General features: G+C 68.1%; 8 protein-coding genes, 1 pseudogene and 1 CRISPR repeat array. Of the genes and pseudogenes, 7 read left to right on the top strand and 2 right to left on the bottom strand.

What is annotated here, in order from left to right; translation table 11 throughout:
* Positions 1–2 precede the first annotated feature (2 nt).
* Complete coding sequence (locus tag QQG74_RS21145) at positions 3–869, bottom strand: ABC transporter permease (RefSeq protein WP_341716507.1); 867 nt, start codon at positions 867–869, stop codon at positions 3–5.
* A gap of 130 nt (positions 870–999) precedes the next feature.
* Here QQG74_RS21145 and QQG74_RS21140 point away from each other — a divergent pair, with 130 nt between their 5' ends.
* From QQG74_RS21140 to QQG74_RS21110, 7 genes and pseudogenes are all read left to right on the top strand, one after another.
* Complete coding sequence (locus QQG74_RS21140) at positions 1,000–1,299, top strand: hypothetical protein (protein WP_341716506.1); 300 nt, start codon at positions 1,000–1,002, stop codon at positions 1,297–1,299.
* 955 nt (positions 1,300–2,254) lie between these two features.
* Complete coding sequence (locus tag QQG74_RS21135) at positions 2,255–2,680, top strand: hypothetical protein (protein WP_341716505.1); 426 nt, start codon at positions 2,255–2,257, stop codon at positions 2,678–2,680.
* Positions 2,681–4,235: 1,555 nt separating this feature from the next.
* Complete coding sequence (locus tag QQG74_RS21130) at positions 4,236–4,610, top strand: CRISPR-associated endonuclease Cas3'' (protein ID WP_341716504.1); 375 nt, start codon at positions 4,236–4,238, stop codon at positions 4,608–4,610.
* Positions 4,607–5,038 (top strand): hypothetical protein, encoded by a 432-nt coding sequence (locus QQG74_RS21125; RefSeq protein WP_341716503.1) that lies wholly within the window; start codon positions 4,607–4,609, stop codon positions 5,036–5,038. Before QQG74_RS21130 ends, QQG74_RS21125 begins: the two co-directional genes overlap by 4 nt.
* Before the next feature lie 116 nt (positions 5,039–5,154).
* Positions 5,155–6,486, top strand: a complete 1,332-nt coding sequence (locus QQG74_RS21120; protein ID WP_341721301.1) for an IS701 family transposase — start codon at positions 5,155–5,157, stop codon at positions 6,484–6,486.
* Between the two features lie 28 nt (positions 6,487–6,514).
* The gene (gene cas2 / locus QQG74_RS21115) at positions 6,515–6,805 is read left to right on the top strand and encodes a CRISPR-associated endonuclease Cas2 (RefSeq protein WP_341716502.1); all 291 of its coding nucleotides are present in this window, start codon (positions 6,515–6,517) and stop codon (positions 6,803–6,805) included.
* A 126-nt stretch (positions 6,806–6,931) separates the two neighbouring features.
* A CRISPR array of direct repeats spans positions 6,932–8,584; the repeat unit is 37 nt; unit sequence GCTGCGCCCGGTCACCGCGCCGGGCGAGGATCGCAAC.
* 56 nt (positions 8,585–8,640) lie between these two features.
* Positions 8,641–8,865 (top strand): annotated as a pseudogene (locus QQG74_RS21110) (ISL3 family transposase); the annotation flags it as partial.
* Between the two features lie 1,248 nt (positions 8,866–10,113).
* Here QQG74_RS21110 and QQG74_RS21105 read toward each other — a convergent pair.
* A complete protein-coding gene (locus QQG74_RS21105) occupies positions 10,114–11,124 on the bottom strand; it encodes a mechanosensitive ion channel domain-containing protein (RefSeq protein ID WP_341716501.1) in 1,011 nt (336 codons plus the stop codon).
* Positions 11,125–11,912: the final 788 nt, after the last annotated feature.

Genomic DNA, 11,912 nt, shown 5'->3' with positions numbered 1-11,912 from the left:
TCCTAGATCTGGCCCCGCCACGGAATGAGCCGGTTTTCGGCGGTCCGTAGCAGGGCGTCGATGATGAGGCCGGACAGGCCAATGGCGAAGAGGCCGAGAATGACGACGTCGGTCTGGGAGTAGCGCTGGGCGTCGCGGACCATGCCACCGATGCCCGGCACGCCGTTGATCGTCTCGGCGGCGACCACCGAGGAGTACGCGACCCCGACCGCGATCCGGATGCCGGTGAATATCTCCGGTAGCGCGTGGGGTAGCACCACGTCGCGGATCACCTGAGCACGACCGGCGCCCAGCGCCCGGGCGGCCTCCACCAGCCCGGTCGGTGCGGAGTAGACGGCTGCCGCGGTCGCGACCGCCACCGGCGGCAATGCGGCGATGGAGAGCAACCAGAGCTTCGGAGTCTCGTCGATGCCGAACCAGATGATGAAAAGGCTGAAGTAGGCAAGCGGCGGAAGGGCCCGAACGAAGGTCACGACCGGTTCGACCACCACCCGGATCCAACCGACAGTTCCCATCACGACACCGAGGAGCACCCCACCGGCCACGCCGATCACGGACCCGATCAGGATGCGCCGCAGGCTGACGCCGAGATGCTCGATGAGCAGGTACCCGCTGTAGCCGCGAATGCCATCGTGGGTAGTCGACGTCTGGACCAACTGGTGCCACACCGCACCGGGGGAGGGGATGAAGGTCGGATTGCTCGTGGCCCGGGCGGCGACTACCCAGAGGCCGTAGAGCACGACAAGGGCGAATAGCCGCAGGAGGACCCGGCGTCGTCGTCCGCCACGAGGTGCCAGTGACCCCCGGGCGGCCGTCGACGCACCGATCGAGGTTTCCGCAGCGGGTGGCGCGGGGACTGTGGCAGTCACCTAGTTTTCCTATAGTACAAGTAGGAGATAGGCAAGCGGAGATCGAAGGGCGGGACGGCGGCGGGGTGCGGCCACCCGTGGGGTCCAGCCGGCCTGGCTGGTCTCCACGCCCGCGGCAGGATCAGAGGCGATGAAAAGGCACATCGACAGCGGACGAATGTTCGTCACGTATCACACTCTCGGGATTGTGGATGGAGATGGCTGGCCCCTGGACGATCACGGCCAGGGCAACGGATTGGTCCATCCGTGCGGGCACGGGGCCTCGGCCTACGCGGGCATTCACACCGGGCTTGTTGAGGTGCAGGCGGTCAGCCGCGAGCAGGCACCTGACGCGATCGACGACTCCCGGCTCTGGCAGGACATCGCCGAGGTAAGCGTCACCGCACCGACCGGACACCTGCGAGGAAACACGCATCCATTCAGGGCCTAGCAGGCGGTGCCCCACCAACTGCTTCTACCGCAAGTTGTCGACGTGGAACACCGCCGATGATCACCGTTAGGCCAACGGGATCAACGCCGACAGCGTCGGACCCGGTTGGGTTTTGGCTTGTGTTGCCCCTCGGACACAGATTTTCCGCATCGGTGCGCACTTTGAGTGCGCATGCGCTGATACTACAGGCTGCTGCTTAGAGCAGCGCGTGCACTAGTGATTGCTATTTCTGTATCGATTCTTGCCCATTGCCGGCGCAAGCCGGCTGACGCGCTGTCGAGGGCGGCGCGGTAGCGGTCGAGCTGGGGGCGACGAGGGTGCGAGGGCCGCTCGTCACCGGGTCACAGTCGCTTTCCCTGGCTGCCCTTGATCGCGACGGGGTTGACCGGGCGCAGGCGGCTGCCTTCCTTCGCCGGCTTTCGCCCAGCACGAGCTTCCTTTCGGCAGTCTTTTCGGGTCAGACGTAGAGCCGGTGCTTCGGGCCGCCGGTGCGGGCACGCGGCCATCCTGCTGATGGTGGCCTTAGCCCTTGAGTTTCCCGCGGTAGCTCGGAGACTTTCGATCAGGAACTCGTGCCAGGGCTGTCAACAGGCCACACACCTCACGGGCGGCAGCCGTGGTGTCGGTCGGGGCGGGGGCGTGCTGACGGATCACGTTGATCGGCGATGATGACATGCTCGGGTGTGGTCCTTATCGGTGTCATGTTGTCTCAGCAACCTGATGCTCACCGACGGACCACACCCGTCCCACATCACCCTCCACACGGGCGGGTGACACCACATACGTCCAGGTCAGAGCACCCTCAGGCGACTGCGCAAAGCCCCTGGTTGAACTGCTGCTGTACGCCGTTCAGGCCGCCGCCATCGCCTCAGCTGACGCTGCCGTGGGATCACCCCCGCGTGCGCGGGGAGCAGGGCTTGCAACTGGCCGGCATGGTGCTCGACAGCTTCCGATCGTGGCCGGCACCAGCGCACCACCACTGCCGGAAGAGCCGCACACTGCCGATCTGGCTGCCGATATCGGTCATCTGCTCGACTTCGCTCGCCAGCGCCAGGCGGCGACACCCACCACCGCCATCGACCGCACTGATCGCGCTCGCCGTAGCTTGGCGGTGCTCTCCAGTGCTGTCCGTCAAACCATTCTCGCCCTCGACGCCCAGGCATTGCTCCGCTTGCCCAACGTCGTGGCCACCCTCGACCAGCACTGGCCCGGCACTGAGGCTGCGCTGCTCCTCGACGACTACGACGCCGATCGCCGCACGGGTGCGGCCGACCTCATCCGAGCCGAGCAGCTCGCCAGTCAGGTGCCTCCAGCGCTGGAGGAACTGCACCATCTCGTAGTCGCCCACCACGGTCGCAGCGCCACGATCCAGGCCACCTGAGCAGCGACGATGATCGTCTTCATCGACGCCCCGACGGCAGCGGCAAGTCCACCCTCATCGCGCACCTCGACCCGGCCCTGGTCGCAGACGGGCGTACCGTCACGCACGCGCCACCGCTGTGGACCTATCTGGACGAGCTGTCCGCACCGGAAGAATTCGGGCCCTGGGTGCAGACAACACCAGGCATCCAGATCGCCCATGCACTACTCGAAGCCAAGACACGCCGCATCGAGTGGTTGATCACGACGGCCGAAACCCGACAGGCCCAGGACGTTGTGCTCATCGACCGTGGCCCGAAGACGGTGACCTGCTCTGCGCTGGCCCACCACAAGACCGGAAGTCCCGCGCCCGACAACCCGCAGCTACCCAGTCCGTCCATCGACCAGCACCGTACGCAGCTCGAACAGCACGTACGCCACCTCATCGGTGTCCAAGCCTGCATATCGATAGAGCTTCGGCCACCGGGGCAGCCAAAAGGGCTAGACATGATCCTCACCCGACTGACGAAGCGTGAAGAGCTACCGCCTCCATACGTCCGCTACCTAACCGTGCTGTGTACCGAATTCGCGGCTCTCTCATCGAGCGTCCTGGTCTTACCGCTCGATGCCAGAACGAGTGTCGCGGCCAACACCGAGGTGGCCCTTACGGAGCAACAACCCGGAGAAGACCGAGCAGTTGAGCCGGCATGTACTGAAACAGCCCAGCCTTGTCGCCACACACCCAGGCGAGGCACTCGGGTCACCCACCGACGTCGGGAAAGGTGGTCGCTGATCGGTCTACTCCTTCCGGCAGACCCTGGCAGCATCAACGCCGTTGTCCAACTTGCTACCAGGATGCCGGCGGTCCTCAGAATGATGTTGATCGAAAAGGGTGACTCTCGGGGCCGCAGCGCCAACGCCCACACCAGCCACCTACTCGCCGCGACCGTACCGAGATGGTGATCGTGGAGATCGCCGAGCCCGCGCTGCGGCGGGTCTGCCAACCGAACCTCTACGACGTGCGCTACATACCCCGGCACGAGCGGGCCGCCGCGATGCACGGTGCCGTCCCCGAGCCGCAGGTTCGCGCTGCGTTGCTTGTCGCGATCGCCAGCGCCGGCCCGACCACGCCCCCCTGCCTGTTTCCTGGGTGTCAGTTGAGATTCTCGCCGACGGCGAACCGCCAGCGCCGGGCCGACGTCCTCATGCCCGACCACGTCCGCGACGAGTGGTTGAGATCCTCGCCGGCGGCGAACCGCCAGGCTGCGCCCGGCCACCGTGCCGGACGAGGATCGCAACGAGCCGAGGGCCATGGTCCGGCCGCCGGCGGCGTCCTGGCTGCGCCCGGCCACCGTGCCAGGGGAGGATCACAACTGTACGGAGAAGGTGTATCGACGTATGGGGCCGGCCGGCTGGGCCCGTGTCCCCTGTGCCGGTCCGCAGCGCCTGGATACGTACGCGTGCATCGGCGCATGCGAGCGCGTCGCTGTGCCCACCGTGCCCGGCGAGGATCGTAACTCGGCGGCACCGAAGGACCCGGAGTCGGTACGACCTGGTGAAAGGCGTTGATTTCTGCTGTGAGTACTCTGTGGGCCCACAGTCCCGCTCCTGGCGGCGACCGATGGCATTTTCTTGCTGATCATCTTCGTGGCACCGGCGAGCTGGCACGCCGGTTTGCCGGTCCGTTCGGTGGTGGCGAGGTGGCGTATTGGCTGGGCGCGCTGCATGATGTGGGTAAGGCGGCCTGCGCCTGGCAGGGCAGGCTCGCCGTTGTTGCATCGACTGGTAGTTCAGTTGGCATTGACCACAAGTCGCTCGGCACTCGAATCGCTTATGAGCGTGGACTCGGCGCTTTCGCCGGTGCGATTTTCGGGCATCATGGTGGGCTGATCGATTCGCCAACGCTGTGGCACCAGGTCCAGCGCAGGCTGAATGATGCGCCGGGAACGTGACTTCCGCCGAGCGTGAGCTGTCTGGTCTGCTGCCGGATCTGCCAGGCCGGTTGGACCAGATGGTGCCGGCGGCTTGGCGAGCGGATCCGTTGGTGGGTGAAATGGCGTTGCGTTTGTGCTACAGCGCGCTGGTTGACGCCGACAGCCTGGACACCAGCGCACACTTTCAGAGGCTGGCCCAGCCGCGGATACGTCCGGACGCCGACTTCGGCCACTTGTTCAAGGTGTTCGAGCAGCGGCGGCGTGACGAGTTCGTTGGGCGTGGTGGTACGCCGATCGGCAGCCTGCGGGAGCAGGTCTACGCAGACTGTCTCGCGGCGGCTGAGGGGGAGCGTGGGGTGTTCCGTCTAGCTGCGCCGACCGGTGCTGGGAAGACGTTGGCTAGTACGGCAGCCGCCGTTCGGGATCTTGCTGGTGAACCGGGGTGAACGCGAGACGGCCACCGCGTGATCGTCTGTGCGTTGTGGACACAACATCAGATCTGGCGGTGGCCGCGTGCCACAGCGTAGCGGTTGGTCGGTGGGAGCGGGTGCTGGCCGAGGTGCTGGGCTGCTTCGCGGGCCGGTTCGGGCGGGTGGAACCGCGCCGGGCGGCGGGACAGTTCGTGACCGGGCTGCTGGCCGACATCGAGATCAAGACGTGCTGGCAGTTGGCCGAGCAGGCCGGGCATGCCCGGCCGGACGCGATGCAAAGGTTGCTGTACCGGGCGGTGTGGGACGCCGACGCCGTCCGCGACGACCTGCGGCAGCTGATCACCGCCCGGTTCGGTGCCCCCGATGCGGTCTTGGTCGTTGACGACACGGGTGACCTGAAGAAGGGCATACACACGGTCGGAGTGCAACGCCAGTACACCGGCACCGCGGGGCGGATCGAGAACAGCCAGGTCGGGGTGTTCCTCGGCTACGCCGGCGCCGATGGGCACACCCTGATCGACCGGCGGGTGTATCTGCCGGCGTCGTGGACCGACGACCGGGACCGCTGCCAGGCCGCCGGCGTGCCCGACGAGGTCGAGTTCGCGACCAAGCCGGAGCTGGCCGCTCAGATGATCACCTCCGCCCTGGACGCTGGAGTGCCGGCCGGCTGGGCCGCCGCGGACGAGGCTTACGGCAACAACACCGACTTCCGCGCTGGGCTGCGCGAGCACGAGGTCGGCTACGTCCTGGCCGTGTCCCGCAGCCACCTGGTCCCGATCGACGGCGGCAAGACTCGGGTCCGTGCCGACCGAATCGCCGCTGACCTGCCCGCCACGGCGTGGCAACGCCGATCGGCCGGCGCCGGATCCAAGGGCCCACGCTTCTACGACTGGGCCTGGCTCGACGACGTCTGCACCGACGCCGACCCCGACGACGGCGGCCGAACCGACCGGCCGGCCCTGGCCGAGCTGCTCGCCGCGGGCGCTGGGCTACGTGGCGACCCTGGACTCGCAGACAGCATCTTGATCAGGAAGAACACCGCCACCGGTGAGCTGGCCTTCTATCGCTGCTGGGCACCCAGGCCAGCAACCCTCGCCCAGTTCGTCCGGGTCGCCGGCATCCGCTGGACCGTCGAGGAAGCCTTCCAGGCCGCCAAGAGCCAAGTCGGCCTGGACCAGCACCAGGTCCGCCGCTGGGACTCCTGGCACCGCTTCACCACCCTGGCCCTGGCCGCCCTCGCCGTCCTCGCGATCAGCGCCGCCGACACGACCGACGAGCCCAGCGACACCAAGTTGATCCCGCTGACCGTCAACGAGATCCGCCGCCTGATCAACGCCTGCCTCATCCGTCCGATCACCGACCTCGCCCACCGTTTGCACTGGTCAGGCTGGCGGCGGCGGCATCAAGCCCGAGCCCGCCAAGCCCACTACACACGCCGACTCAACCTCGAACTTCAGCCATGATCCCGAACGGCGGCTGCCGTACTAAGCCGTGGACCTCCTTGTCACCTACGACGTCGAAACCGCCACCCCGAAGGGACAACGCCGACTCCGCAAGGTCGCCAAGATATGCGAAGCGTACGGCCACCGCGTACAGAAGTCGGTCTTCGAAGTCGTCTGCCGCGAAACCGACAAGGTGCGCTTCATCGCCGCGCTTCAGGAGGCCATCGACCCCACCCAAGACAGCATCCGCATCTACCGGCTACCGGCCTATGCGCTCGACGATGTCGAACATCTCGGCAAGCCCCGGCCGATAGACCCGCGAGGAGCCTTGGTGATCTAGGAACCTCCAGTGACCACGGAACCCCCGGGAGGTTCCGAACCTAGAAATGCGGATCAAATGCTTAAAACGGACCGTGAGTTGATGCGGCGAACAACGTCGAATCACTATCTTTCCTGCTCACGAGCCGCTGCGCCCGGTCACCGCGCCGGGCGAGGATCGCAACCGGGGCGTCGGCGTCGTCGTTCCGCCACCGGAGAGGCTGCGCCCGGTCACCGCGCCGGGCGAGGATCGCAACCACGCGATGCCGCGCCGCTGGGCGTTGGGCATGTCGCTGCGCCCGGTCACCGCGCCGGGCGAGGATCGCAACATCGGTGGCGGCGCGCATCACTCGCCGGAGGTGGCGCGGGCTGCGCCCGGTCACCGCGCCGGGCGAGGATCGCAACCGGCCGTCGTGGGTTGACGTGTCAGGGTCCGGTATGTGCTGCGCCCGGTCACCGCGCCGGGCGAGGATCGCAACGCCGGTACGTACGGGGCTCCCCCGCTACAGGCTGCCGAGCTGCGCCCGGTCACCGCGCCGGGCGAGGATCGCAACTCCCACTCGGGGTGCATCATCTCGACCAGCGTCTGTGTGCTGCGCCCGGTCACCGCGCCGGGCGAGGATCGCAACGGGGCTGTGAGGGCGCGGGTAGTGCGGCATTGCTGGTGCTGCGCCCGGTCACCGCGCCGGGCGAGGATCGCAACCTCGGCGGGGCGTACCTCTACGTGACCGGGACGACGGCGCTGCCCGGTCACCGCGCCGGGCGAGGATCGCAACCGCCTCGGGCGGCGGCGGCCCCCCGGCGGCGGGGGCGCTGCGCCCGGTCACCGCGCCGGGCGAGGATCGCAACGGGCCGGTGTCGGTGACCGCCACCAGACCGTACTGGCGCTGCGCCCGGTCACCGCGCCGGGCGAGGATCGCAACGGGCCGGTGTCGGTGACCGCCACCAGACCGTACTGGCGCTGCGCCCGGTCACCGCGCCGGGCGAGGATCGCAACACCTTGAGCAGTGGTCACAGTGCCGCGTACCTGACGGAGCTGCGCCCGGTCACCGCGCCGGGCGAGGATCGCAACGCGATCGACGGCCGCATGAGGGTGACCGACTCCGACGCTGCGCCAGGTCACCGCGCCGGGCGAGGATCGCAACCTGCCGGCGCGGGCCCGCCGGGCCCGACGGGCGTCAATGCTGCGCCCGGTCACCGCGCCGGGCGAGGATCGCAACCAGGCCCGGGAAATGAAGTTGAACGCCGCCCGGAAGCTGCGCTCGGTCACCGCGCCGGGCGAGGATCGCAACTCCTGGCCGGAGCATCTGCGGTTGGCGCTGCTGATGCGCTGCGCCCGGTCACCGCGCCGGGCGAGGATCGCAACGCCGAGGACGCGAGCAAGGGCGATGGGCTGAAGGTCACGCTGCGCCCGGTCACCGCGCCGGGCGAGGATCGCAACTTCAGCGACGTTGCCTACTGGGAAACCGACGTCGACCGCTGCGCCCGGTCACCGCGCCGGGCGAGGATCGCAACACCGCGGAGTGCCGCGACCGGGCGACCGGTGAAGGCTGCTGCGCCCGGTCACCGCGCCGGGCGAGGATCGCAACCACCGCACCCTCGTCGGCCGGTAGGCCGCCCGCCACCGCGCTGCGCCCGGCCACCGCGCGGGGCGAGGATCGCAACGAGCTGACGTGCGCGCCGGGCCCGGACAGGCCGGTGGTGGCTGCGCCCGGCCACCGCGCCGGGCGAGGATCGCAACAACCGGAGCAGGTCTACTACCACGCTGCGTCCGGCCACCGCGTCGGGCGAGGATCGCAACGAGTGACCCGGACGCAGGCGGCGCCACCCGTGGCCCAAACGTTGCGCCCGGCCACCGCGGCCGTGACGGGCCGGGTGCACGGATATCACCAGCGGACCCTGGCGGACGTGTCGGTCGATGCTCGGTCGATGGTGGTGCGGGTACGCGTACGCCGTCTGGTATTTCCGACGCGGGGATGCCGTCAGACGTTCGGGGAGCAGGTCCCGGGAGTTCTGGAGCGTTACCAGCGTCGGACATCCCGGTTGATCGCCCAGGTGGCTGCGGTGGTCCATCTGGCCGGCGGGGGTTGCTTTGTTGCTCTTCGCCATACCGCCGTCCCTCACAGGATCCGGCTTCCAGCACGGCGATGGGTAGCTGTCGGATTCCGTCCTGATCGGCCCTGGTCGAGATGATCAGGGGTGCTCCGTGGGTGCTCGGACGTCGGGGACCTGGCCCGGACGGACTGGAGTGAGCCGGATTTCCGACCCTACTTTTAAGTGGATTATATATCGATTAGAGCCGCCCTGGCCCCGTACCTGCTATAACGTATTCAGATCGCGTTGTATTGAGCTGCACTGGGCTGGACGAGATGATTTATACATTGAAGCATGTGACTACGGATCAGGAGGTTAGGGGTTCGAGTCCCTTCGGGCGCGCAAGATCAAAGGCGTCTGACCTGCGGAAGTGTAGGTCAGACGCCTTTATGTTTCTGTCCCTTGTGGTCGGTTGGGTGCTCGGTGGGTGCTCGTGCGACGAGCATCCCCTCCGTCCCGTCGGGTCCCGGGCGGTGCCGGTCAGTCCGCGTGCGTTTGGCGGCGATTCGAGTCGTTGTCCTCCTGTTCTCGGTTGCTGGGATACCGGGTGGCCCGAGCGCGCCACGGCCGTTGCGATCCGCCTCGACCCTGACAACCTTGCGGTCTGCGCGCCGCATGTCTTGATGATCTCCTCGAAGGCGTGTGGCAGGCGTTACCTGCCGCAGACGCAGACCCCAAGAGAACCGCGAGTGCGAAGCGCAGTAGCCGCACGCACCCGGCCCGCCCCGCCAGAGCCGACCGTTTCACCGTCGGCCTCGACCGAGCGCATTCCACCGGCGTGAAGTCGACCACCCACGTCGTGTCCGACCACATGTCGGTGTCTGCGGCGACCGCCCGGATAGCGCTCTTGAGCAGTGGCAACGCCGCCCGTGGCGCTTGTTGTAGCCGGACTGTCCGGGCAGGTACGGAAATGCCCCGGGCAGATGCCCGGAAACGAACCGCAGCCACCCGGCCTCGGAATGCACGCCGAGCAGCACCTGCGCGACAGTCAGAGTGAGCAACTCGGCATCGGAAAGCTTCGGTGGCCTACCGGTCCTTCGAGGCGGCCCGAGCCAGTGATCGATCTTCACGTACAGTGCGGTCAGAAGGTTCCTGGCGGCGAGTGCCCGGTTCTGGGGAAGATGTGGCTCAGGTCGACGCCCATCGCCGCCTCCCGTCCCTGTCGACTGGTCCCTGGCCCCCGGTAGGCGCCAACTCATTCATCGGCGCCCGGGACGACCACGCCCGACCTGCCGGTCAGGGCTGGTACTGGCTGCGGGTGCGGGGTAGCCACTGGGGGTGCTGGTCGCGCAGGTAGCGGATCAGTCCCTCGCGTAGGTCGCAGCGCAGGTCCCAGGCGCTGGCGCCGTCCGCGGCCGAGGCCTGCACCTGGATGACCACGGTCTGCGGGGTGGCGTCGACCATCTGAAGCACCCACCGGTTTCGATCCCACAGCGGTGAGGACTCGACCAGTCGGCGTGCCTCCCGGCGCAGGTCGTCCAGGTCGGCGGTGTGGTCGACATGTAGCTGGATCTTGCCGATGACCCGCGACTCGTTCCGGGTCCAGTTCTGGAACGGCCGCTCGGTGAAGTACGTGGTCGGCAGGATGAGCATCCGTTCGTCCCAGAGTCGGATCACCACGTTGGTCAGCTTCACCTCCTCGACCCGGCCCCATTCGCCGTCCACCACCAGCACGTCGCCGACGTGCAGCCCGTCGGCGAAGGCGACCTGGATGCCGGCGAACGCGTTGCCGAGCGCAGTTCGGGCGGAGAGGCCGATCACCGCGCCGACCACCCCGGCCGAGGTCAGAATGGAGATGCCGACGAGGCGTACCGGCCGGAAGGTGATCAGGATCAGGCCGACTGCGAGGACCGTGACAACGGCCACCGTGAGCCGCCGCATCGGGCGAATCTGGGTCCGGGCCCGCCGGACCCGCCGGCTCGTGGCCAAATCGCTCGGCAGCAGGCTGAACGCGACCGCCTCGGAAACGTTCAATGCCCTGATCACCAGCCACGCACTGACGCCTATCAGGATCAGCAGGATGGCGTGCCGCAGATAACGCTGCCACTCGGCCGGTCCGGGCGGCAGCGCGTAGTACAGCGCCCCGACCAGCAGGACCGCGGCCGCCGGGCGGCGGCAGGCCTGCCGCAGCGGCTCCAGCAGCCACTTGTAGCGGCCAAGGGCACCCCAACGGATCAGCACGGCGGAGACCAGGTCCACGACCACGGCCGCCGCCAGCGCGGCCAACACGATCAGCGCGGTACGCATCAGAAGCCGTTCACCGTGATCTTGATGCCGCCTCTCCTGGCTCGCGACCGCACTCCCTGTGTACCCCGCAGGCGTGCCCGCGTTCAGGGTGTCATCAGATTCGGCGGCAAAGCGGCGGATATCGGGAATGCCGGACGGCCGTCACCGACGTCCGGCGGCTGCCGAATGTTCGGCCTGCCCGCAGGCTTCCTACGAGCCGGCGCAGGATGCGTGATTCGGCACCCTATGGCCGGTCGCCGACCTGCCGTGGCGCCTCATGCCAGCGCTATCAGCTGCTCTTGGGCGTGCCGGACCATGCGGTGCCCTCCCCCAGGGGCTGCGCGCGGCCGAGCGCTGGCTGTCCGGGGCAGGGGACGCGGCGCTGGCGGCGTACTTCGCGGGCGAGCCCGCGCCCGCCGAGGCACCGCACGACGAGCGTTGGCTAATCGCCGACTCGCATTACTGCGGCCGGGTGCTGTCGGGCCGGGCGCAGGACGCGGGCAAGGTGAACGCGGCCCACACGCAAGATATAGACGGGCACGGTTGTGTTCGGTCCGCCGAGCGGTCTCTGCGGCCTCATCCCTGGCCGTGACAGACGCACCGATCTGCCGCCGACCGCGTGCCGCGGACGGTGACTGCTCCCGAGGCCACCCAGCGTCCGGACGTGCCGAATAGCGGATGTCCGATCTTGGCAAGTTCCTCGGACCCCAATCCTGTGCCTTGGCGGGCACCGGTGACGGTGACGACAGTTCCATGGTGGCGGTACGGCGTCCTCCCAGTAGGGCGACCTCACGGGGTGCAGTGCGGCC

It is taken from the genome of Micromonospora sp. FIMYZ51, assembly GCF_038246755.1.
Classification (GTDB): Bacteria; Actinomycetota; Actinomycetes; order Mycobacteriales; family Micromonosporaceae; genus Micromonospora.
This window is presented reverse-complemented; position numbering and strand designations above follow the sequence as displayed.

What these genes read in the sequence shown, in the direction of transcription:
- QQG74_RS21140 (WP_341716506.1), top strand. Translation starts at nt 1,000, where the DNA reads ATGAAAAGGCACATCGACAGCGGACGAATGTTCGTCACGTATCACACT.
- QQG74_RS21105 (WP_341716501.1), bottom strand. Translation starts at nt 11,124, where the DNA reads ATGCGTACCGCGCTGATCGTGTTGGCCGCGCTGGCGGCGGCCGTGGTC.